This window comes from Photobacterium japonica (assembly GCF_050337005.1).
Taxonomy (GTDB): Bacteria; Pseudomonadota; Gammaproteobacteria; order Enterobacterales; family Vibrionaceae; genus Photobacterium; species Photobacterium japonica.
In genome coordinates this window covers 55508-78410 of sequence record NZ_JAKJSN010000011.1, presented here as the reverse complement: position 1 = coordinate 78410, position 22903 = coordinate 55508, and the positions used below count along the sequence as shown (strand labels likewise).

The window sequence follows — 22903 nt, the reverse complement described above, 5'->3', positions numbered from 1 at the left end:
ATTAATATAGAAAGTAATTTGTCACAGTTGAATGAATTCAATGCTCAATTTTACCCATAAGCGTAAAAGTGTATCACGACTGTTCGCCCCTGTAGCCCTTGCCGTGATTTTGGCAGGCTGTGCTTCTACGAGCGATCAACCCGTCGTTGCCACTGATATCACCGTCGCCGCTAGCGATACCGCGGCCAACTATCTGATCAAAGCCGAATCAAGCGAAGGTGCAGAAAGCATCAACTGGCACATTCTGGCGCTCAAAGCCTTCATTCAGGAAGGCCGCTGGGCGCAAGCAGAACAGCAAGTGCAGCGCTTGAGCCAAATGAACCTTGGCCCCGTCCAGCTGGCGGAATGGCAACTGGCGCGCGCGACACTGCGTTACCAGCAAGGTCAGCCACAAGCGGCACTCGACAGTCTGAACTTCCAGCCTTGGTGGACACTGTCCAAGAGCCAGTATGTCCGCTATCACATGCTGCGTGCAGAACTGTTTGCTCAAACGCAGCAGCCCCTCGCGGCTGCGCGTGAGCGTACCACATTAGATCAGTACCTCAGCCCTGAACAAAAAGCGGCAAACTGGCAGCAGCTCTGGCAGAGCCTTACGCTGTACAATAACAACCAACTGCAAACCCTCACCTTCAGCGACGATGAAAGTGTGCTGCGTGGTTGGGTACAGTTAGCGGTACTGAAAAATACCTACGCACAACGCCCGGCGAAATTGAAAAGCATGGTGGAAGACTGGCTGGCCCAGCACCCTTACCACCCCGCCAACCAATATTTGCCTGCGGATCTGGAAGCCATTACTTCTCTAGATATCGCCCAAGTCGACAACGTGGCGCTGTTACTGCCACTGTCTGGCCGTTTTGAGCAATCCGGTAAAGCGGTACGTGATGGCTTCATCAACGCGATGCTGGATGATTCAGGCCGCGCGGCTGAGACCGAGCTGACCGTGTACGACACGGAAGCAGAGTCAATTTCAACCATCATGGCGAAGCTGCAACAAACAGGCGTTCAGATGGTGATCGGGCCTCTGCGCAAAGAAAAAATCACTGAGTTCCAACAAGCCAACAAGGGGCAAATCACCCTATTGGCGCTGAACGAACCGGATCAAAGCACGATGAACAAAGGCAATGCCTGCTACTTTGCGCTCTCGCCTGAGCAAGAAGCCGAGCAAGCAGCCCGTCACTTGTTTGCTGAAGGCCACCGCTTCCCGATGGTACTGGCGCCGGGTAACCGCTTTGGTCAACGTGTCAGTGATGCATTCATCAAGCAATGGCAGCAACTGACCGGCAATACGCCAGCGCAACGTCAGTTCAGCTCTCGCCAGCAGATCCAAAAAGAGATCGCTGCCGTGTTCGGGTTAACCGACAGTCAAGCGCGCATTGACCAAATGAAGCAGGTGCTCGGTACCAACAGTTTGGAAGGCCAGCCACGTAGCCGTCGTGATACCGATGCGGTGTACATGATTGCCAATATCAATGAACTGACGCTGTTGAAGCCGTTTATTGATGTGGCTGTGAACCCGGGCGTCACGCTACCGCGTCTGTACGCAAGCTCACGTAGCTACCCGAACCGCAAGGTGAATACCACGGACATCCGCGGGATTGAGTTCAGTGACATCCCATTGTTAGTGAATGCTAACCAACACTTCATGACCAACTTCGATGAGCTCTGGCCAAAGAGCAATAACACCGAGATCCGCTTGCACGCCTTCGGGATGGATGCTTATAAGATGATCACGGAATTGCCGCAAATGCGCGTGGTCGATAACTACACCACGCAAGGTAACACGGGCCTACTGAGCTTGGATAACCAGTGTGTGGTACAGCGTGAATTGAGCTGGGCAACGTTTGCCGGGGACGGTATTGAACCTGCGCAATAAACGCCTGCAAGGGCAACACTATGAGGCCATGGCGGAGCAATACCTTTGCCGCCATGGCCTGATTGCCTGCCAACGCAATTTTCAATGCCGCAGTGGTGAAATCGACCTGATCATGCGAGATCGTCACTGTTGGGTCTTTGTTGAGGTGAAATTCCGTAAAAACAACCATTACGGTTCGGGCGCAGACGCGGTAAACTGGCGCAAACAGCAACGGCTGAAACGTGCCGCCTTTTTTTGGCTACAAAAACACGGCCATGCTATTGAACACACCGAATTTCGATTTGATGTGGTCACCCTGACAGGGACACCACCGATAATTGAATGGCTTACCAACACCTTAGTAGAAGGTTGATCCATGCTAGAGAGCATCAAAGAAAGTTTTACCGAAAGCATCCAAACCCAAATTGCTGCCGCCGAGGCTCTGCCCGATGCGATATCCAAAGCAACTCAGGCAATGGTGCAAAGCCTGCTCAATGGCAATAAAATCCTCTGCTGTGGTAATGGCGGCTCGGCGGCGAACTCTCAGCATTTTGCTTCTTGCCTGATCAACCGCTTTGAAACCGAACGCCCTAGCCTGCCGGCATTGGCACTGACGGCGGATACCGTTACGCTGTCAGCCGTTGCGAACGATTACCACCACGACGAGATCTTCTCGAAGCAGGTGCGCGCATTAGGCCAGGCAGGCGATATTCTGTTTGTGCTGTCTACCAGCGGTAACAGTAAAAACATCATCAAGGCGATGGAAGCGGCACTGACCCGTGACATGACCATCATTGCACTGACCGGTAAAGACGGCGGTGAGATGGCCGGCTTGCTGGGCATCCACGATGTGGAAATCCGTATTCCCTCCCAACGTACGGCCCGTATTCAGGAAGGCCACCTGCTGACGGTACACTGTCTCTGTGATCTGATTGATAAGGTTTTGTTCCCTCACCACGACGCTTAAGGTATTCAGGATGATTTCCCGTAATTGGCGCAGGCTAGTGTGCCTCTTTCTTTTTCCACTGCTCTCAGCCTGTTCGATCATTGATCCGGCAGATACCCGCTCCGGCTGGCAGCAATGGCATGATACGCAAATTGAAATGGAAGTCGGAGGGTTAGCGAACAAGCCGCCGTTTAATGGCCAGACGCGCGTCAATACCGTGTCTGTTGAAGGCAAAGTGTTGCTTGTCGGTCAGGCAGTTGATAGCCATATTAGCCAGCAGTTAGAGCAACAGGTGCGTGCTATCGCCAATGTGCAGTTTGTGTATAACGAATTGCAGATCCGCCCGCTACCACAACTGGGTGAAGTCAGCCAAGATAGCTGGATCACCACCAAAGTGAAAAGCCAATTGATTGCCAGCAAGCGGCTGCGCGACATCAGCATCAAGGTGATCACAGAAGGCCAAGCGGTGTATCTATTAGGGTACGTCACGCCCGACCAAGGCAATGTGGCGGCCGATATTACCCGCAATGTTTCTGGGGTGAAGAAAGTGGTGAAGGTGTTCGAGTACCCACAGCCGTAAACCGCAGCAATATACAGAGAAACAGAAAAGAAAAAACGCAGCCTAGGCTGCGTTTTTTTATTGGCAAGGTATCACTTATTTCACGACACGCAGGCTTGGGCGACCACGTGGGCGCGGTGGCTCATCATCTGAATGATCCTCCGCTTCTTCTGTCACTTCTGCCAATGGTGAAACCACTGACATCTCAATGTCATCGTCTTCCCCGTCTTCATCATCAAACTCAATCGAGCCATCCGCATAAGCCGGTTCCGGTTCAAACATGGTTCCTGCCCCATTTTCACGGGCGTATATTGCTAACGCAGCATACATAGGAACATGCACAGAATGTGGACGACCACTGAAACGGGCACTGAAGCTGATCGCCTCATCACCCAGTTCCAAGTTGCCCACGGCACGTGGTGCTATATTCAGGACAATCTGACCATCGCTGACAAATTCCATTGGCACTCGCACGCCAGGCAATGTCGCGTCCACCACCAAGTGAGGCGTCAGATCGTTATCCACCAACCAGTCATAAAATGCACGCAGCAAATAAGGACGGCGTGGTGTCATATTGTCCATCTGCATTATCGTCCAGCCAGACGCATTTCACGCTCGGCTTCAGTCAGTGAAGCAAGGAATGAATCACGCTCAAAAACACGTGTCATGTATGCTTTCACTTCCTTCGAGCCAGCGCCTGTCAGCTCAATACCCATTTCAGGCAAACGCCACAGTAGCGGAGCCAAGTAACAGTCAACAAGACTAAACTCTTCGCTCATGAAGTAAGGGAACTCAGCGAACACAGGAGCAAGCGCCAGCAATTCTTCACGAAGTTGCTTACGGGCTTTATCAGCTTCGTCTGCTGATCCTTTGTTCACTTTCTCAGCCAATGTGTACCAGTTACGCTCAATGCGGTACATCATTAAACGGCTGTTGCCGCGAGCAACAGGATAAACAGGCATCAATGGCGGATGAGGGAAACGCTCATCCAAGTACTCCATAATGATGCTTGCTTGATAAAGTGCAAGCTCACGGTCAACCAGGGTCGGCACTGAGTTGTACGGATTCAGGTCAAGTAGATCTTCCGGCAGGTTATTTGGATCAACCAGCTCGATTTCAACACTCACACCTTTTTCTGCTAGTACGATACGCACCTGATGGCTGTAGATGTCAGAAGCATCAGAATACAGAGTCATCACCGAGCGTTTATTGGCAGCAACAGCCATTAACCCCTCCAGTATATTTAAATACACAAAAAACAATGGGGGCGCCTGCCCCCATTGCGAGAATCTAACCCACTAGATTACCCGATCAGTGGACATCACGCCAATACTCTTTCTTCAACAGTAATGTTAGTACAAAGAATACAACGATAAAGCCCATCACCCAATAACCCAAACGCTGACGCTCAAGCTTCATTGGTTCGGCGGCGTATTCCATGAAGTTGACTAAGTCACGCACGACCTCATCATACTCTTCCTGGTTTAGCTCCCCTGTGCCATCTGATTTGATCCCAACATATTCTTGGATTTCTTCGCCATCCACCAAGCGGGTCTCGTAGACTTTGCTCGGCACCCCTTGCAACTCTTCGAGTACATGCGGCATCCCCACGCTTGGGAACACCACATTGTTCACCCCAAAGGGACGACTTGGATCGGCATAGAACGAACGCAGATACGTGTACAGCCAATCTGTTCCGCGTACCCGTGCCACCATGGTCAGATCTGGGGCCGGTGCACCGAACGAGGCTGCGGCGTACTCCGTTGGAATGGCATTGACCATCAAATCCCCGATTTTGGCATTCGGATCAAAGATTAAATGCTCTTTCATCAACGCCGCCGGAATATCCAGATCCATCGCGATACGTTCATAACGCTGGTACTGCGTGGCATGACAGCCAAAGCAGTAGTTCATGAAAGTTTGCGCACCGCGCTGCAACGAGGCTTTATCGGCCAAATCATTATTGGCCGGATCCAGCGGCACCGACGGGCCGGCCGCCATCGCCAAAGATGGCAGCAAAGCAAAAAGGATCATCATCAACTTTTTCATTTGAATGTCACCCTCTCTGGTAGCGGTTTCGTCGGCTCGTTTTTACTGTAGAAGAACAGTAAAACGAAGAACATGAAGTATAGGAAGCTGAAGATCTGCGCCAGCAACGTGTAAGTCGCGGTCGCAGGCAGTGCGCCTAGAATACCCAACGCCACGAAGCTGATCGTGAACTGGACAATATTCGCCAGGTGCAACTTGCTACGGTAACGGTATGAACGCACTTTACAGCGATCAAGCCACGGCAACAGGAACAGCACCACAATGGACGCGCCCATCGCAATGACCCCGAGTAACTTATCCGGCACCGCACGCAAAATGGCGTAGAACGGGGTGAAATACCACACTGGCGCAATATGCTCAGGGGTTTTCAACGGGTTCGCGGCTTCAAAGTTAGGTGGCTCAAGGAAGTAACCGCCCATTTCTGGGTTAAAGAAGATCACGTAGCTAAACAAGAAGGCAAAGATCGCCACCCCGACCAAATCCTTCACCGTCCCGTAAGGGTGGAAAGGAACTGAGTCAATGATGTCGTACTTCTTGCTGTAGTACTCATGGAACGAGAACTGGGTTTTGTAGTCGTCACCTTTGGCGCCTTTTGGCAGCTTGGTCTCAATCCCATCCGGGTTATTGGAGCCCACTTCGTGCAACGCCAAGACGTGCAATACCACCAAGAGTAAGAGGACAATCGGCAACGCAATCACGTGTAAGGCAAAGAAACGGTTGAGGGTCGCGCCGGAGATCACATAGTCACCGCGGATCCACAATGTCAGATCATCACCGATCACCGGAATGGCACCAAACAGGGAAATGATCACCTGTGCGCCCCAGTAAGACATCTGGCCCCAAGGCAGTAAGTAACCCATAAAGGCTTCTGCCATCAATACCAAGAAGATCAACATCCCGAACAGCCACAACAGCTCACGGGGTTTCTGGTAAGAGCCGTAGATCAACCCTCGGTACATATGCAGGTACACCACCACAAAAAATGCCGAGGCCCCAGTCGAATGCATATAACGCAATAACCAACCGTACTCGACATCACGCATGATGTATTCCACAGAGGCAAACGCCCCCTCACCTGACGGCACATAGTTCATGGTCAGCCAAATCCCAGTCAGGATCTGATTCACCAACACCAACATCGCCAGCGATCCAAACAGATACCAAAAGTTGAAGTTCTTCGGCATCGGGTATTCCGACAAATGCTTTTTATAGGCATTCATCACTGGCAGACGTTTTTCAATCCATCCTGCTAATGCTTGCATTACACGGCCTCCTCATCGACACCCACTAAAATGGTATTGTCATCCACAAAAACATGCGGAGGGACAACCAGGTTAAGTGGCGCGGGTACGCCTGCAAAAACGCGCCCTGCCATATCAAATTTAGAACCATGACACGGACAGAAGAAACCGGCCGAGACCCCATTCACTTGCTCAGTGAACGAGTCCGGTAAATAGGTAGGGGAACAGCCGAGGTGAGTACAGATCCCCACGGCTAAAAAGATTTCCGGCTTAACGGAACGAAATTCATTTTGGGCGTAATTAGGCTGCTGTGGTTCCGTCGAGGACGGATCACGGAGTTGACCATTATGGCCGCCTAACTCACTCAAGATAGCGTCACTACGACGGACAACCCATACCGGTTTGCCTCGCCATTCAACGCGGACCATTTGCCCATCTTCTAACTTGCTAATATCAACTTCGACAGGTGCCCCAGCAGCCTTCGCTTTGGCGCTCGGATTCCATGATTTGATAAAAGGCACAGCGACCGCAGCGGCCCCTAAGCCTCCAACAACCGAAGTCGTCGCAGTCAGGAAGCGGCGTCGGCCCTTACTTACTGGCGCATTGCTCATCCAACATTCTCCCATGTGCTCCCGCTCGGATTCTTATTTATGTCCTTATGCGTCCCTGGAGCTCTTGCGGCTAACTTTCAACGAAAAAAAGCAACAGACGAGCCTGCAATCTTGGCAGACTCAAGGCGCTTTATAACTGTTGCTTATCACACCAAATGATAAAGAAAAGCCTACTTTTTGACAAGATAAAGCTACCTTTTGGCAACAAATGTGAGAGGTATGTTCTTTTTGTTTTAAAGTGGGTTACAAACAACTGTTGATGGGGGCGTTTTTGTCATTTTCAGCCATCGGTGCAAGGCATAGTGCATACCCCGACAAAGGCGACATTGTTGCGAGAATGTAAAAAGACAAATAAAGAGACAAAAAAAAGCCCAACCCGAAGGTTGAGCTTTCTGTACACAGTAACCAGAAAAATCTGGCGCGTAATAATTAACGCTTAGAGAACTGTGGACGACGACGTGCTTTACGTAGACCAACTTTCTTACGTTCAACTTTACGTGCGTCACGTGTAACGTAACCTGCAGCGCGTAGAGCTGGGCGTAGAGTCTCATCAAGCTCCATAAGAGCACGAGTGATACCGTGACGGATAGCACCAGACTGACCAGTGATACCACCACCTTTAACAGTGATGTATAGGTCTAGTTTCTCAGTCATTTCAACTAGCTCAAGTGGCTGACGAACAACCATGCGAGCAGTTTCGCGACCGAAGTATTCTTCGATGCTACGCTTGTTGATTACGATGTTGCCAGTACCCGGTTTAATGAAAACACGAGCAGCTGAGCTCTTGCGGCGACCAGTGCCGTAGTATTGATTCTCTGCCATTGTCATAATTCCCAATTAGATGTCTAGTACTTTAGGCTGCTGTGCAGCGTGGTTGTGCTGAGTACCAGCGTAAACTTTAAGCTTACGGTACATTGCACGGCCTAGAGGACCTTTAGGAAGCATGCCTTTAACAGCAGTTTCAATAACCATTTCTGGTTTCTTAGCAATTAGCTTATCAAAGCTGATTGACTTAAGGCCGCCGATGAAGCCAGTGTGGTGGTGGTACATTTTATCTGTACGCTTTGCACCAGTTACTGCTACTTTCTCAGCATTGATAACTACGATGTAGTCACCAGTGTCAACGTGCGGAGTGTACTCCGGCTTGTGCTTGCCACGTAGACGAGATGCGATTTCAGTTGCTAGACGACCAAGAGTTTTGCCTTCAGCGTCAACAACATACCAGTCACGTTTTACGGTTTCTGGTTTAGCAACGAAAGTTTTCATGCTAATTATTACCCAAAATTAAATAGTTTCACTTTACAGGAGCAGAATATGCTCCATCTGTACAGAGCCCCAGTCATCACCCCTTCGAGTGGTTGGCACTCTCGGCTTCTGCCGATACAGGTACGGTGGGTCGCAAGATTATAGGGAAGGGTGGAGAAAAAATCACCTTTTTTTGAAAAAAAAATCAGATTTTTTCTCTTTCATCCATTTAGAGCTAAAAAGCGGGCTTATCTCAGGGTTTTTATCTCCATTTAGACGGACTAAACCTGTTTATCCCCTACCCCAAGTGGGGTTGCGCTAAGTAATCATGACTTTGCATTTCCACCAAACGGGAACAGCAGCGTTGGAACTCAAACGCCAACCGTTGACCAATATATAACTGTTCCCAATGCACTTCCGCAGACAGAATTACCGTCACATTACGCTCGTAAAATTCATCAATCAATGCAATGAAACGCCTCGCCGCGTCACTCTCGTCTTCCCCCATTTGCTGCACCTCTGACAACAATACAGTGTGATACAACTGGGCGATCTCCATGTAATCGGTCTGACTGCGTGCCCCTTGGCATAAGGTGGCAAAATCAAAGTGCACCACGCCGCGCGCCTCATGGCGGGTCGGGATGTCACGGTGATGGATAGTGATGGTTTTATTGGTATGGCGCGGGGCAACAGTGAGCTGTTCAAAGTATTGCGCGATGTTACGCTCAGCCTGCGCATCCAGTGGATAATGATAGATTTCTGCTTGTTCTAACGTTCTTAATCGATAATCGATGCCAGAGTCGATATTCAGCACCTCGCAGTTCGCCTCCAAGAGTGCAATGGCCGGTAAAAAGCGGGCCCGCTGTAAGCCATTTCGGTAGAGATCGTTCGGGGGAATATTCGACGTCGCGACCAACGTGATCCCTCGGGCAAACAACGCTTCAAACAAGGTGCCGAGGATCATGGCATCGGTAATGTCAGACACAAAAAACTCATCAAAGCAGATAACGTCCGCATCGGCTTTAAAGTGATCGGCCACGCATTCCAGCGGATCAGCCTGTTGATCCAACTGCGCGAGTTCCTCATGAACACGGTGCATAAAGCGGTGAAAGTGCACCCGCAGCTTACGTTCAAGGGGCAAGCAGTCGAAAAAAGTGTCCATCAAGTAGGTTTTTCCGCGACCAACGCCCCCCCACAGGTACACCCCTTTTTCGGTGCTCATGGGCGGCGCCGGGCGACGCAACAAGCGATCAACCCATGTCAGCGGTGCCGCGGGCGGGATGGGCATCAGTAAGCGATGGTAAAGATCATCCAGATGGCGCACCGCTAAGGCTTGCGCAGGATCGGTAATGAAATCGCAACGTTGGAGGTCGTGTTGGTATTTTTCTTGTGGGGTCATCCTTGCTCCACGCAAATCGGTATCCGAAATGACAGAGATAGTACCATGCACGTCGATGTGCATGTATAGTATCTGTACAAATTCGATTAACGGGATGCCAGTTCAGCACCCATTAATCTTTCTGTTATACAACAGGAATGTCAGTGTTCATTGAGTACTTTTAGACGACCGCTTAGCAGGTTGCCATGGTCACTGTCCCCTGTTACTTAAAAGTCAAAAGGAGTTATTCATGGCTTGGATTTATGCGCTTCTTGTTTTTCTTGCAGGTGCGATTGTGGGTGCCTTTGCCACACGCCTGAACAACAAGGGGTTAAAACAACAAAAAGAACTGAAAAAAGAACTCGATAAGTCAAAGTACGAGTTGGAGCAATTCCGTCAGGAATTAGTCGACCACTTCGCACAGAGCTCAGAGCTGTTGGATAACATAGCGAAAGACTACAGCAAGCTGTACGAGCACATGGCGAAAACCTCAACGGAGTTGATGCCCAACCTGCCGGATCAAGATAATCCGTTTGCCCGTCGTATCAGCACACTGGAAGCGGTAAAAGGCAACCAAGCTGCCAAGGACTCCTCACAAGATCAACCCCGTGATTACGCCAATGGCGCAACCGGTCTGTTCAACGATCAACACGACGCAGAAGTGGAAGCCCCAAAGGCCAGCTAACGCCCGTGAGTGACCGGACACCCAAGTGAATTTCAAGCACTTGGGTGTTAAATGCAGGAACTAAACGCCGCTTTTCAAGTCAGAGCTAATGCAGCTAAACCCTTATAATAGGGTACTATGGCTGTCATTGGACTTGAAAATCGGAGTTTAGTAATAATGAAAAAACCTTTGCTTGTATGTAGTGCACTCGCACTCAGCATCAGTTCTGTTATTACCCCACTAACGGCAACGGCCGCCCTTCCCCAATCGGTGAACAGCCAACCGCTTCCTAGCCTTGCCCCTATGCTAGAACATGTTACGCCCGCCGTCGTCAGCATCGCCGTTGAAGGTAAACATGTGTCGACCCAGCGCCTACCCGATAGCTTTCGCTTTTTCTTTGGCCCCGACTTCCCGGACGAACAAGTGCAAGAGCGCCCTTTCCGTGGCTTAGGCTCGGGCGTGATTGTGGATGCCGATAAAGGCTATATCGTGACGAACCACCATGTGATTGGTGGCGCCGATAAAATCTTAGTACAGCTGCATGATGGCAGAGAGATCACCGCCGAACTGATTGGCAGTGATGAAATGTCTGACATCGCCTTACTGAAATTAAGTGAAGCCAAAAACCTGACCGAAATTACGCTGGCCGACTCTGATCAGCTGCGTGTCGGCGATTTCGCGGTGGCGATCGGTAACCCGTTTGGCCTCGGTCAAACCGTGACATCTGGCATCATTTCCGCCCTCGGCCGAAGCGGATTGAATATCGAGAACTTTGAAAACTTCATCCAAACCGATGCGGCCATTAACAGCGGTAACTCCGGTGGCGCGCTGGTGAATTTGAATGGTGAGCTCATGGGGATCAATACCGCCATTCTTGGCCCGAACGGCGGCAACGTCGGGATTGGCTTCGCCATTCCAGTCAACATGGTGAAAAACCTCACCGAGCAGATTTTGGAATACGGGGAAGTTAAACGTGGCGTATTAGGCGTACAAGGGGGCGAACTGACCTCTGAACTGGCTGAAGCCTTTGGTTATGAAACCAACCACGGGGCGTTCATCAACCAAGTGATGCCCAATTCCGCGGCCGAAAAAGCGGGCCTAAAAGCCGGTGACATCATCGTGTCGGTCAACGGTAAGCAAATCCGCACCTTTGGCGAATTGCGCGCCAAAATTGCGACCCTGGGCGCCGGTAAAAAAGCCACATTAGGCATTGTCCGTGACGGCAAAGACAGTGACGTAACCGTGATGCTGCAATCAGCCACCGTCAACAAAGTCAAAGCGGATAACCTGCATCCGGGGCTGGCAGGGGCTGAATTTGCCAATACTACCGCGGAGGATGGCGTAAAAGGCGTGAAAGTCACCCAGTTGACGGACAACTCAATGGCAGCCCGTTACGGTTTACAACAAAATGACATCATTCTGGGGGTCAACCGTCAGCCAATTAACAACCTGGGCGAGCTCCGCAAAGCCCTCGACAGCAACCCGAATGTGCTGGCACTGGAAGTCAAACGCGCAGGCAATATCCTGTATTTGATCATCCGCTAACCCTTTCGCACGCTTCACCGGGCCCTGTTTCATGGCATAACATGACCCGGTGAATTATCCCTGCAAAAATAACCTTCTACGCTGAATTAAATTTGGTGGAAGTTGGTATCTGCCCGAGGTAGTGGTACTCTCGTCGGCTATAATAGGTGGTTTAATCTTCAAGGGAGCATACATGCTGGCATTTTTGGGTCGATCCATTCTGCTTGGTATCGTCACGGCCATTGCACTGCTGGTGGTTTTCCCTGACTTACGCAGCCAAATGTTTGATAGCCCTAAAGATTTAGTTGCACCGATTGAATACAGCCAAACGCAACTCTCCTTTAACTACGCGGTGCGACGTGCCTCACCAGCCGTGGTCAATATTTATAACCGTCGCTATAACGCCGATGATCGCTTGCAGCTAAGCACCCAAGGCTTAGGCTCGGGCGTGATCATGAGCAACAAAGGCTATATCGTCACCAATTACCATGTCGTCGCCGAAGCGGATCAAGTGATCGTTGCCTTGCAAGATGGTCGCATTCTCACCGCCCAATTGATCGGTAAAGATCAACGTACTGATTTAGCCGTGCTAAAAATTCAAGCCGATAACCTGCCCGTGATCCCACTGAGTACCGCTTATATCCCAGCCGTTGGCGATGTGGTGCTGGCGATCGGTAATCCGTACAACCTCGGACAAACCACCACCTATGGCATCATTTCTGCCACCGGTCGCTCGGGCATGAGCTTCTATGGCCGCCAAGATTTCTTGCAAACCGATGCCGCCATCAATGAAGGCAATTCCGGTGGCGCACTGGTGAATACGCGTGGTGAGTTAGTGGGCATTAACACCGCCTCTTTCCAGCAAGCAACCGACATTGAAACCTACGGGATCTCTTTTGCGATCCCGTATGAGTTAACGCAAAAAATAATGAACAAGCTGATTGCGGATGGCCGCGTGATCCGTGGTTATATCGGGATCGAAGCGCGTGACATTAATCCGGTAATGGCACGTCTGTACGATGCCGACCAAGTACGCGGGATCATCGTGATGGGCATGGATCCCACCGGTCCTGCGGCAAAAGCCGGCTTCAAAGTGCAAGATATCCTGATTGAAATTGACGGCAAACCTGTCACCGACCGCCGTAATGTGCTCGATATCGTCACCGAGCTGCGCCCAGGTACCGAAGCGACCATGAAAGTACTGCGTAACGGGCACCCAGAGACCCTCACGGTGGAAATTGGTGATGAGCCCAACGGCTACTAACCCTGCCCTCAGCCAGCCCAGCAAGACACACATTCAGCAATCAACAGACACAAAAAAGCCTCGCAATGAATGCGAGGCTTTTTCGTTTCAACCGTCAGGATGTCGATTAGGCGCTAATGCGCTCAATCTTCATGCCCAGCGCACTGAATTTATCTTCAATGTGCTCGTAACCACGGTCAATGTGGTAGATGCGATCAACGATGGTTTCGCCTTCAGCAATGCTACCCGCAATCACCAAACTTGCAGAAGCACGCAGGTCTGTTGCCATCACTTGTGCGCCGCTCAAGCCGTCAGTATCACCGCAAATCACAGTATTACCTTCGATCTCAGCGCGTGCGCCCATGCGGATCAGCTCTGGAATGTGCATGAAACGGTTTTCAAAAATCGTTTCAGTGATGATCCCTGTGCCTTTAGCAACCAAGTTCAACAACGAGAACTGCGCTTGCATATCGGTCGGGAAACCCGGGTGTGGCGCAGTACGGATGTTCACGGCTTTCAGCTCGCGATCCGTCATGTCCAAACTGATCCAGTCTTCACCGGTCTCAATCTTCGCACCCGCTTCTTCCAACTTAGAAAGCGCCGCTTCCAACAACGAAGGACGGGTATTGCGACAAACAATCTTACCGCCAGACACCGCCGCCGCCACCAAGAAAGTACCGGTTTCAATACGGTCAGACACCACTTCGTGGTAACCACCGCCCAGACGTTCAACACCTTCGATGGTGATGGTGTCGGTGCCCGCACCAGTAATTTTCGCGCCAAGCGTATTCAAGAAATCAGCGGTATCGATGATTTCTGGCTCACGCGCGGCATTTTCAATCACGGTAGTGCCTTCAGCCAAGGTCGCCGCAGACATGATCGTCACAGTTGCGCCCACACTGACTTTGTCCATCACGATATGCGCGCCTTTCAGACGGCCATCCACAGACGCTTTCACATACCCTTCTTCCAGTGTGATCTGCGCACCCAACTGCTCAAGGCCGTGAATGTGTAGATCCACAGGACGCGCACCGATAGCACACCCACCCGGTAGTGACACTTGGCCTTGGCCAAAACGTGCCACCAATGGGCCAAGCGCCCAAATCGACGCACGCATGGTTTTCACCAAGTCATACGGCGCACAAAACTCATTCACCGGGCCTGCATCTACATGTACAGATCCGTTGTTACGTGTGACCTTCGCGCCCAATCGGCTTAACAGCTCCATGGTCGTGTCGATATCACGCAATTGTGGCACATTGGCCACTTCTACCGGCTCTTCCGCCAGTAAAGCGGCAAACAAAATAGGCAACGCTGCATTCTTAGCACCAGAAATGGAGACTTCGCCGCACAATGGACCACCGCCCTGGATTCGAAACTTCTGCATCATTTACCTCTTAGGACAGCGACATCAATTTTTTATCACGCGCCCACTCTGCAGGCGTGTACGTTTTAATACTTAAGGCGTGAATTTCATTGGCAGCAATCTGTCCCATCAGCGGGGCATAAATCGCCTGCTGTTTTTTCACTCGGCTCATGCCGTCAAACATAGCGCCGACCGCAATCACTTCGTAGTGGCTGCCTTCACTTTTGACGATCACTTCATCGAGTGCGAGGGCATTTTCCAGAATGTGTTTAATTTCAGAGATTTCCACAAGTTTTCCTCTTTGCGACTTACTTGATGCAAGCCGCTAACATTGATTCGACGTGACTCAAGCGCAACAGTGTCAATAACTGCTCGGGCACATTCAAAAATCTCAGCTCCGCGCCTTGTTGGCGGAGCTGCTGGTATACATGCAGCAACATGACCATGCCGGCAGAATCGACGCGAGTAAGCGCGGCCAGATCAAGCGTGACCTGTGCATCCTGCGGCATCCATGCTTGCCGTTGCTGCCAAAAAGCTGGAACTGTGTCACGTTCCAATGCCCCTGACAAGCAGTAATAACCATTTTCCTGAACTCGCCACTCAATCTTCGGCTTAGTCATTGTTTTCCGCCTCACGGCGGATCGGTTTGGCCGCTAAGGCTTTTAAATCTCGGGTCACGGCATCCACCCCTTCGGTGCGTAATTTGCCGCTCCACTCACTCTGCTTGGTTGAGATCATACTGATCCCTTCCGCAACCATATCAAACGCTTGCCATTGGCCGGATTTCTTGTTGTGACGCAATTTGAAATCCAAGCGGATCGGCGGACGTTTATTATCCACAATGTCCACACGCACAGACACCACGGTACGGTTCGCCGGAACGGCTTTCCGTGATTCAACTTTGATGTCTTGATCGGTGTATTGCGTCAGCACTTGGGCATAAGACGCGATCAGATACTCCGTAAAGGCTGAGACAAAATTATCACGTTGTGTCGCCGTGGTTTTCTTCAGCTGTGGACCCAATACCTTATACGCCGCATAGCGGGCATTGATATAAGGCAACAATTCTTGGCGCACCACTTGGCGCAACAACTCAGGGTTACGTTGGATCTGGCTTTGCTCGGCTTTCAAACGGGCAAAGGTCTTGGTCGACACTTGCTCCATCATCATATAGGGATCCGTTTGAGCAATCGGTGCCGCTGTTGCCCCTAATGGCGACAAAGCCACTAAAAGCAGTACTACGTATCGCAATAATCTCATCTTTAGATCCTCTTATTTGCTATCGCCGCTGAGGCTATACATCACTTGGCCAATCATGTCTTCTAACACCAACGCAGATTTAGTGTCTTCAATCAGATCGCCATCTTGGAGCATCGAAATATCGTCATCGATGAACCCCGGTTCAATCCCCAAATACTGCTCACCCAACAGGCCGGATGTCAAAATGGCCGCTGAACTGGTTTCAGGGAAATAGCCGTATTGTTTATCAATCGCCAATGTCACCAACGGGGTGTAAGTGTCTTTGTCTAAGGTGATATCGGTGATTTGCCCGACCGTCACGCCCCCGACTTTGATCGGAGAACGGACTTTCAGGCCACCGATATTGTCAAAGTGCGCCTGCAAACGGTACGTTTCGCCGCCCCCGATGTTTTGCACATCCGCGACTTTAAAAATCAGTACCAATAAGGCAGCAAACCCAGCCAGTACAAAGCTGCCTACCCATAATTCGATTTTTCTCATTTGCTGCATCTGAACATTCCTGTTATTACCGCTTCGCGGTCATGTTGACCCACGCCAATTCGCTTTCGCTGCTAACGTGTAGCATTAGCTACCAAACATCAACGCGGTGAGTACAAAGTCTAGACCGAGGACGGCCAATGACGCATTCACCACGGTACGGGTGGTGGCACGACTGATCCCTTCCGACGTCGGCTGGGCATCATAACCATTAAACACCGCAATCCAAGTCACGGTGATCGCAAAGACGACCGACTTAATCACACTGTTGCCGATGTCGTAGCCCAACTCAACCGAGGACTGCATCACCGACCAGAAGCTGCCTAAATCAATGCCTTTCCATTCCACGCCGACCAACTGACCGCCCCAAATGCCTACGGCACAGAAAATCATGGTCAGCAACGGCATGGAGATCACCCCAGCCCAAAAACGCGGGGCAATCACGCGACGCAGTGGATCCACCGCCATCATTTCCATGCTCGATAGCTGCTCGGTGGTTTTCATCAACCCGATTTCTGCGGTCAACGCGGAACCCGCCCGCCCAGCAAAGAGCAAGGCGGTTACCACCGGCCCCAATTCACGCAACAGTGACAAGGCGACCATCTGCCCCAGACTGGTTTCCGCACCAAAGTCCACCAGCACGATATACCCTTGCAAGCTCAACACCATGCCGATAAACAAGCCGGAGACCAAAATGATTGCCACCGACAACACGCCAACGGAGTACAGTTGGCGCATCAGCAGCGGAAACATTTTCTTGGGCTGCGGACGGCACACAATGGCGCCATAGAGCATCAAGCTCGCTCGCCCCACCGCTTGACAACGCGCCATGGCACGCTGGCCCAGCTGGGCAATAAAATCCATTATCATGACTTACTGATCCTTGTGCTCAAAACCAAACAGATCCTGCTCAATCGCCGTGGCAGGGTACTGGAAAGGCACCGGGCCATCGGCATCCCCGTCCAAGAACTGTCTAACCTTCGGATCCGGGTTCTGCCGCAATGCTTCAGGGGAACCCTGCCCGATAATTTTGCCGCCCGACAATAAATAGACGTGATCGGCAATGCCCATCACTTCCGGCACATCGTGTGACACAATGATCGAGGTACTGCCCAACGCTTGATTCATCTCGCGGATCAGTTTCACCAATACCCCCATGGTAATCGGGTCTTGGCCGACAAACGGTTCGTCATACATGATCAAATCGGGATCAAGTGCAATCGCACGGGCCAACGCTGCACGTCGTGCCATCCCACCAGAGAGTTCATTCGGCATCAATGCCGCCGCCCCCCGTAAGCCCACCGATTCTAATTTCAGCAGCACCAGTGTACGGATCAAATCATCCGATAACTGCGTGTGCTCGCGCAGTGGAAACGCCACATTGTCAAACACCGTCATGTCGGTAAACAACGCACCGGACTGGAATAACATGCTCATTTTTTTACGTGCTTGGTACAAGGCCTGTCGTTTAAGGGCTGGAATATTGTCGCCGTCAAACCAGACCTCGCCGCTGTCTGGCTGGATTTGTCCGCCAATCAGGCGCAACAGGGTGGTTTTCCCGATCCCTGACGGCCCCATAATCGCCGTGACCTTGCCCTTGGGCACGTCCAGCGTAATATCATCGAAGATCTTACGTTCCCCGCGCGAAAAGGTCATATGCCGGATCGATACCAGCGCCTCTGTCTGCTCCATACGTCCCTTAATACACCATTCCGCCCGTCAGCCATGCTGTCTGACAGCGTCAAAATGGTATTAATTGAATAGAATTAATCATTTAACCGTCTGCATTGATGATAGGTACATTATGCAACCAACTCAAGACATGAACTGTAAGAAGTCTGTGATTTCTTGCCCCCTCCTCGTCATCACCGCCTCCTCCAAACCTCGCTTGATGTAGCCTGCTTCCCCCGCAGAATGCTGACTTCTGCTTTCTTTTGAGTCGTTTATGCCCCTAACGACGAGGCAAGGCGCACATTCTGTAGAAACCTCACCCCCGCACACATTTCTCCTGCCCTTTTGCTTTCTTTTTATCGAGTGAACCGTCAAAATTGATCACTTATACCTGAATAAACAGGTGTAACTATTTCATTCATCTTGGCTTAACGCTGATCCCTTCGTGGATCGTAGCCATCGCCAACCTCAATGACATAAGGGACGACAATGTTAGAAGCCATCGTGTTTCTCTGTATCGGTTTAGGATTACTGGTATGGAGTGCAGATCGACTTGTTTACGGCGCTGCGGCGCTTGCGAAAAACTTTGGTGTGACACCTCTGGTGATCGGGATGACCATCCTCGCCATGGGCTCCTCCGCCCCAGAAATGGTGGTATCCGCCACTGCCGCCCTTGACGGTAAAACCGACACCGCGATCGGTAACGTACTGGGCTCCAACATCGCCAATATTGCCTTGATCCTCGGGATCACCGCCCTTATCAAGCCTCTTTCCATCAGCTCCGCTATTATTCGCCGTGAACTCCCCCTCATGATGGGTGTCACAATCATTGCCGGTCTGTTGATGTGGGATAACTATCTCGGCTTCTGGGAAGGCGTGTTACTGATTCTTCTGTTTGTCATCTTCTTGCTGGTAATGCTAAAGATCAGCCGCCAAGCCAAAGCGGAAGGCGACCCGCTCGCGGACGAACAAGAATCGGAGATCCCAGAAGGGGTCAGCAATAAAGCCGCCCTGATCTGGACCGTGATCGGTTTGGTCTTACTGCCGTATGCCGCCAGTATGCTGGTTGATTCTGCCGTCACCATCGCCAAGTACTTTGGCATGAGTGACTTGGTGATTGGCTTGACCATCATCGCCGTCGGCACCAGCTTGCCAGAACTTGCCGCCTCCATTGCCAGCCTCGCCAAAGGGGAAGATGACATGGCAGTCGGTAACATCATCGGTTCCAACGTGTTTAACATTTTGGCGGTGATGGGGATCCCGGCCGTACTCAACCCTGATGTCCTGAATGCGGATGTCATGGGCCGTGATTACTGGGTCATGTTCGGTGTGTCTGTCTTGTTAGTCTTGATGGCTTTAGGGAAACGTCGCCGGATCAATCGCGCCGAAGGCCTGATTCTCCTGACAGCCTTTATCGCCTATCAAGGCTATCTGCTTTATAATCTAGCCGCTTAATGGAGAGCTAGACTATGTTTGAAACGTTTGATTATTGCGATATTGGCCGCAGGGTCATAGAGATTGAAGCCAAAGCACTGCAAAAACTGACCCAGTATATCAATGGCAGTTTTACGCAAGCCTGCCAGTTAATTGCTGGCGTGGAAGGCAAAGTGATTGTCATGGGGATCGGGAAATCCGGCCATATCGGCAACAAAATTGCGGCCACACTGGCCAGTACCGGTACCCCGGCCTTTTTTGTGCATCCCGGTGAAGCCAGCCACGGCGACTTGGGCATGATCGGCAAAAAAGATGTGATTTTGGCGATTTCTAACTCGGGCGAAGCCTCTGAAATACTGGCGCTGCTTCCGGTCGTCAAACGTGTCGGGATCCCGCTCATCAGCATGACCGGCAAACCTGAATCAAGCATGGCTAAGCTGTCACAGGTACACCTGCAAATTACGGTTGACCAAGAAGCCTGCCCATTGAACCTCGCCCCGACCTCCAGCACCACGGCCACCTTGGCCATGGGGGATGCGTTGGCCATTGCGTTAATGGAAGCCCGTGGCTTTACCGCTGACGACTTTGCCCTTTCTCATCCCGGTGGAGCGCTAGGGCGTAAACTGCTGCTGCGCATTAGCGATGTGATGCACACGGATGCGCGTCTGCCGATTGTCCGTGAACACGACACCATCAAAGATGCCCTGCTGGAAGTCTCTCGTAAAGGATTGGGGATGACGGCTATCATTGATAATGAGCAGCAATTAATCGGTATCTTCACCGACGGAGATTTACGTCGCTTACTGGATAACAAAATTGATATCCACAACACCGCGATTGGCGATGTCATGACCCGTCACCCGGCGACAATCCGTCCTGACGTCTTGGCGGCAGAAGGGTTGAAAACCATGGAAGATCGCAAGATCAATGGATTACTGGTGACCGACAACGGTCAGTTAGTGGGTGCGTTGAATATGCATGATTTATTGAAAGCAGGAGTAATGTGATGCAGGTTGAGACCCTTTATGGCCCCGTCAATGCCGCGGTCTTTGACCGTGCCCGCACGATCCAATTACTGATCTGCGATGTCGATGGGGTGTTCTCTGACGGCCGCATCTACATGGGCAATGACGGCGAAGAGCTGAAAACCTTCCATACCCGTGACGGGTATGGCATCAAATGCCTGATGGCGGCCGGCGTCGAAGTGGCGATCATCACGGGGCGTCAATCCGCGATTGTCGAAAACCGCATGAAAGCCTTAGGCATTACTCATGTCTACCAAGGACAGGACAACAAAGTCGCGGCGTACGAGGCGATTTGTCGCAGCCTGGCGATTGCCCCTGCGCACACCGCCTACATTGGCGATGATTTGATTGACTGGCCGGTCATGGAGCAAATCGGCTTATCCGTCTGTGTGGCAGATGGCCACCCTCTCCTGCGTCAACGCGCAGATCTTACCACCCGCATTAACGGCGGTTATGGCGCTGTGCGTGAAGTGTGCGATCTGATCCTTGAAGCCAAAGGAGAATTAGATAAACATAAAGGCTTAAGTATATGACCTTACAACGGCTACTCTATGCATTATTGTTAGTAGTATGTGCATGGACCGGCTACTACCTGCTGGAGAAACACTGGCAGGAAGATATTCAGGTAAGCCCAGACGCAGAAAAACCGATGTTTACCGGTAAAGCGGTGAGCAATACCACGTTTAACGAATCGGGCCTGCGTAGCTACCAGATTGATGCCGATTACCTTGAGCACTTCAGTCAAAGTGGCAATACGGATTTTGTCGAACCCGTGTTATGGGTTTACCGTGATGGGATGGAAACCGAGTGGCGGATCAGCGCCAATCAAGCGCGATTGGATAATGAGCAGGTACTGCAAATGACGGGCAATGTCCGCATTTTCAACTTACTGCCCGCCTCCGCGATAAAAGTGATCCAGACTGACACACTGCGTCTTGATCTGATCAGTAAAGATTTTGATACCCCGGATCAGGTCACCATTACCGGTGACGCCTTCCAAAATGAAGGGACGGGAATGAAAGGCAATATGGACCGCAGCATCGCCACCCTATTGAACAATGTAAAAGGTAGATATGAAGCTTTATAAACTGACGACCTTGCTTTGCCTCTGCCTCAGCGCCCCAGGCTGGGCCTTGAGCAATGATACCGAGCAACCGATCTACATTGACTCGGACAACCAAGAGCTTGATATTCAAAAAAATATCGTGACCTTCAGCGGCAACGTTGTGCTGCGCCAAGGCAGCATTGATATTCGCGCCGACAAAGTGGTTGTTACGCGCCAAACAGGGAAAGACAGTCAGGAAACCATCGACGCTTACGGTAAGCCAGCCACCTTCCATCAGATCATGGATGACGGCAAACCGATTGATGGTGCCGCCAATAAGATGCGCTACGAAACCGCCACCGAATTTCTCAAGATGACGGATAACGCTGTATTGATCCAAGAAGGCAGCGAGATCAAAGGCAAGATCATCACTTACAAGATTGATGAGCAAAAACTGGTGGCTGAAAGCGGTAAGAAACAACGTGTGACGACCATCTTGCAGCCTAACCAGATGAACAAGAAATAAGAAGAACCTGATATGGCAACCTTAAAAGCAGAACATCTCGCCAAAAGTTATAACGGCCGTAAGGTCGTGTCCGATGTCAGCCTAGAAGTGAATTCCGGCAAAATCGTCGGCCTACTGGGACCGAACGGTGCCGGTAAAACCACCTCGTTCTATATGATCGTCGGACTGGTGGCACGTGATGCGGGCTCCATCACCATCGATGATGTGGATATCAGCCTGCAGCCGATGCACAACCGCTCACGCATGGGGATCGGCTATTTGCCGCAGGAAGCCTCCATTTTTCGCAAGCTGAGTGTGCATGACAACCTGATGGCGGTTCTGCAAACCCGTAAAGAATTATCCAAAGCCGAGCGTCAGGACAAACTGGAAGAATTGTTGGATGAATTCAACATACAGCACATTCGCAACAGTTTAGGTATGGCACTATCAGGGGGTGAACGACGTCGTGTGGAAATCGCCCGAGCGTTGGCTGCGAACCCGAAATTCATTCTCTTGGATGAGCCGTTTGCCGGGGTCGATCCTATCTCTGTGATCGACATCAAAAAGATCATTGAGCATTTACGTGATCGCGGTTTAGGCGTGCTAATCACCGATCATAACGTACGCGAAACACTCGATGTCTGTGAGCAAGCTTATATCGTCAGCCAAGGGCAATTAATCGCCCACGGAACCCCTACCGAAGTGCTCAATGACGAACACGTGAAACGGGTTTATCTGGGTGACCAGTTCCGTCTATAGTTAGAAGTAGGACGTACCAGGCGCCCGTACTCACGCCCTTGTGAGCCTC

General features: G+C 51.1%; 28 protein-coding genes. 13 read left to right on the top strand and 15 right to left on the bottom strand.

Annotation, left to right across the window (positions count from 1 at the left end):
* Window positions 1–40: 40 nt before the first annotated feature.
* From L4C36_RS04060 to L4C36_RS04045, 4 genes are read left to right on the top strand one after another with little or no spacing between them, the layout of a single operon-like run.
* Entirely contained in the window at window positions 41–1873 is a 1833-nt protein-coding gene (locus tag L4C36_RS04060) for a penicillin-binding protein activator (protein ID WP_428476508.1), read from the top strand.
* The gene (locus L4C36_RS04055) at window positions 1857–2225 is read left to right on the top strand and encodes a YraN family protein (RefSeq protein ID WP_428476507.1); all 369 of its coding nucleotides are present in this window, start codon (window positions 1857–1859) and stop codon (window positions 2223–2225) included. The genes L4C36_RS04060 and L4C36_RS04055 overlap by 17 nt, the downstream gene beginning before the upstream one ends.
* Window positions 2226–2228: 3 nt before the next feature.
* A complete protein-coding gene (locus L4C36_RS04050) occupies window positions 2229–2819 on the top strand; it encodes a phosphoheptose isomerase (protein ID WP_428476506.1) in 591 nt (196 codons plus the stop codon).
* A 37-nt stretch (window positions 2820–2856) separates the two neighbouring features.
* Window positions 2857–3378 (top strand): BON domain-containing protein, encoded by a 522-nt coding sequence (locus tag L4C36_RS04045; protein WP_428476505.1) that lies wholly within the window; start codon window positions 2857–2859, stop codon window positions 3376–3378.
* Window positions 3379–3453: 75 nt separating this feature from the next.
* Here the strand turns inward: L4C36_RS04045 and sspB are convergent, their stop codons facing one another.
* From sspB to zapE, 8 genes are all read right to left on the bottom strand, one after another.
* On the bottom strand, window positions 3454–3945 hold the full coding sequence (sspB, locus tag L4C36_RS04040) for a ClpXP protease specificity-enhancing factor (protein WP_428476504.1): 492 nt from the start codon (window positions 3943–3945) through the stop codon (window positions 3454–3456).
* The gene (gene sspA, locus L4C36_RS04035; protein ID WP_428476503.1) at window positions 3945–4583 is read right to left on the bottom strand and encodes a stringent starvation protein SspA; all 639 of its coding nucleotides are present in this window, start codon (window positions 4581–4583) and stop codon (window positions 3945–3947) included. Before sspA ends, sspB begins: the two co-directional genes overlap by 1 nt.
* Window positions 4584–4668: 85 nt before the next feature.
* Entirely contained in the window at window positions 4669–5406 is a 738-nt protein-coding gene (locus L4C36_RS04030) for a cytochrome c1 (RefSeq protein WP_428476502.1), read from the bottom strand.
* Entirely contained in the window at window positions 5403–6668 is a 1266-nt protein-coding gene (locus tag L4C36_RS04025; RefSeq protein WP_428476501.1) for a cytochrome b, read from the bottom strand. The genes L4C36_RS04030 and L4C36_RS04025 overlap by 4 nt, the downstream gene beginning before the upstream one ends.
* Complete coding sequence (petA, locus tag L4C36_RS04020) at window positions 6668–7258, bottom strand: ubiquinol-cytochrome c reductase iron-sulfur subunit (RefSeq protein ID WP_428476500.1); 591 nt, start codon at window positions 7256–7258, stop codon at window positions 6668–6670. Before petA ends, L4C36_RS04025 begins: the two co-directional genes overlap by 1 nt.
* A 429-nt stretch (window positions 7259–7687) precedes the next feature.
* Window positions 7688–8080: a 30S ribosomal protein S9 gene (gene rpsI, locus L4C36_RS04015; RefSeq protein ID WP_428476499.1), complete on the bottom strand. Its 393-nt coding sequence runs from the start codon at window positions 8078–8080 to the stop codon at window positions 7688–7690.
* A gap of 15 nt (window positions 8081–8095) precedes the next feature.
* Window positions 8096–8524 carry a 50S ribosomal protein L13 gene (gene rplM / locus L4C36_RS04010; RefSeq protein ID WP_428476498.1) on the bottom strand — a complete coding sequence of 143 codons (429 nt, stop codon included), beginning with the start codon at window positions 8522–8524 and terminating at the stop codon, window positions 8096–8098.
* Between the two features lie 277 nt (window positions 8525–8801).
* Window positions 8802–9902: a cell division protein ZapE gene (gene zapE, locus L4C36_RS04005; protein ID WP_428476497.1), complete on the bottom strand. Its 1101-nt coding sequence runs from the start codon at window positions 9900–9902 to the stop codon at window positions 8802–8804.
* 229 nt (window positions 9903–10131) lie between these two features.
* Here zapE and zapG point away from each other — a divergent pair, with 229 nt between their 5' ends.
* The 3 genes from zapG to degS all read left to right on the top strand — a co-directional run bounded on the left by zapG (window position 10132) and on the right by degS (window position 13333).
* Window positions 10132–10566 carry a Z-ring associated protein ZapG gene (gene zapG / locus L4C36_RS04000; RefSeq protein WP_428476496.1) on the top strand — a complete coding sequence of 145 codons (435 nt, stop codon included), beginning with the start codon at window positions 10132–10134 and terminating at the stop codon, window positions 10564–10566.
* Between the two features lie 156 nt (window positions 10567–10722).
* Window positions 10723–12090, top strand: coding sequence for a Do family serine endopeptidase (locus tag L4C36_RS03995; protein ID WP_428476495.1), 1368 nt, complete (start codon window positions 10723–10725; stop codon window positions 12088–12090).
* A 172-nt stretch (window positions 12091–12262) separates the two neighbouring features.
* Window positions 12263–13333 (top strand): outer membrane-stress sensor serine endopeptidase DegS, encoded by a 1071-nt coding sequence (gene degS, locus L4C36_RS03990; protein WP_428476494.1) that lies wholly within the window; start codon window positions 12263–12265, stop codon window positions 13331–13333.
* Between the two features lie 106 nt (window positions 13334–13439).
* Here the strand turns inward: degS and murA are convergent, their stop codons facing one another.
* The 7 genes from murA to mlaF form a co-directional block, all read right to left on the bottom strand.
* Window positions 13440–14699 (bottom strand): UDP-N-acetylglucosamine 1-carboxyvinyltransferase, encoded by a 1260-nt coding sequence (gene murA / locus L4C36_RS03985; RefSeq protein ID WP_428476565.1) that lies wholly within the window; start codon window positions 14697–14699, stop codon window positions 13440–13442.
* 10 nt (window positions 14700–14709) lie between these two features.
* Window positions 14710–14967 (bottom strand): BolA family iron metabolism protein IbaG, encoded by a 258-nt coding sequence (gene ibaG / locus L4C36_RS03980; protein ID WP_428476493.1) that lies wholly within the window; start codon window positions 14965–14967, stop codon window positions 14710–14712.
* 19 nt (window positions 14968–14986) lie between these two features.
* Window positions 14987–15298: an STAS domain-containing protein gene (locus tag L4C36_RS03975; protein ID WP_428476492.1), complete on the bottom strand. Its 312-nt coding sequence runs from the start codon at window positions 15296–15298 to the stop codon at window positions 14987–14989.
* The gene (gene mlaC / locus L4C36_RS03970) at window positions 15291–15938 is read right to left on the bottom strand and encodes a phospholipid-binding protein MlaC (protein WP_428476491.1); all 648 of its coding nucleotides are present in this window, start codon (window positions 15936–15938) and stop codon (window positions 15291–15293) included. The genes L4C36_RS03975 and mlaC overlap by 8 nt, the downstream gene beginning before the upstream one ends.
* A 12-nt stretch (window positions 15939–15950) precedes the next feature.
* Window positions 15951–16427 (bottom strand): outer membrane lipid asymmetry maintenance protein MlaD, encoded by a 477-nt coding sequence (gene mlaD, locus L4C36_RS03965; RefSeq protein ID WP_428476490.1) that lies wholly within the window; start codon window positions 16425–16427, stop codon window positions 15951–15953.
* A 75-nt stretch (window positions 16428–16502) separates the two neighbouring features.
* Entirely contained in the window at window positions 16503–17285 is a 783-nt protein-coding gene (gene mlaE, locus L4C36_RS03960; protein ID WP_428476489.1) for a lipid asymmetry maintenance ABC transporter permease subunit MlaE, read from the bottom strand.
* Window positions 17286–17288: 3 nt separating this feature from the next.
* Window positions 17289–18107 (bottom strand): phospholipid ABC transporter ATP-binding protein MlaF, encoded by an 819-nt coding sequence (mlaF, locus tag L4C36_RS03955; RefSeq protein ID WP_428476488.1) that lies wholly within the window; start codon window positions 18105–18107, stop codon window positions 17289–17291.
* A gap of 468 nt (window positions 18108–18575) precedes the next feature.
* Between mlaF and L4C36_RS03950 the strand changes: the two genes are divergently transcribed.
* From L4C36_RS03950 to lptB, 6 genes are read left to right on the top strand one after another with little or no spacing between them, the layout of a single operon-like run.
* Entirely contained in the window at window positions 18576–19541 is a 966-nt protein-coding gene (locus L4C36_RS03950) for a calcium/sodium antiporter (protein WP_428476487.1), read from the top strand.
* 14 nt (window positions 19542–19555) lie between these two features.
* Entirely contained in the window at window positions 19556–20527 is a 972-nt protein-coding gene (locus L4C36_RS03945; protein ID WP_428476486.1) for a KpsF/GutQ family sugar-phosphate isomerase, read from the top strand.
* Window positions 20527–21078: a 3-deoxy-manno-octulosonate-8-phosphatase KdsC gene (gene kdsC, locus L4C36_RS03940; RefSeq protein ID WP_428476485.1), complete on the top strand. Its 552-nt coding sequence runs from the start codon at window positions 20527–20529 to the stop codon at window positions 21076–21078. Before L4C36_RS03945 ends, kdsC begins: the two co-directional genes overlap by 1 nt.
* Window positions 21075–21632 (top strand): LPS export ABC transporter periplasmic protein LptC, encoded by a 558-nt coding sequence (gene lptC / locus L4C36_RS03935; protein WP_428476484.1) that lies wholly within the window; start codon window positions 21075–21077, stop codon window positions 21630–21632. Before kdsC ends, lptC begins: the two co-directional genes overlap by 4 nt.
* On the top strand, window positions 21619–22116 hold the full coding sequence (gene lptA, locus L4C36_RS03930; RefSeq protein WP_428476483.1) for a lipopolysaccharide transport periplasmic protein LptA: 498 nt from the start codon (window positions 21619–21621) through the stop codon (window positions 22114–22116). The genes lptC and lptA overlap by 14 nt, the downstream gene beginning before the upstream one ends.
* A 12-nt stretch (window positions 22117–22128) precedes the next feature.
* Window positions 22129–22854, top strand: a complete 726-nt coding sequence (gene lptB, locus L4C36_RS03925) for an LPS export ABC transporter ATP-binding protein (protein WP_428476482.1) — start codon at window positions 22129–22131, stop codon at window positions 22852–22854.
* The last annotated feature ends 49 nt before the right edge of the window (window positions 22855–22903 follow it).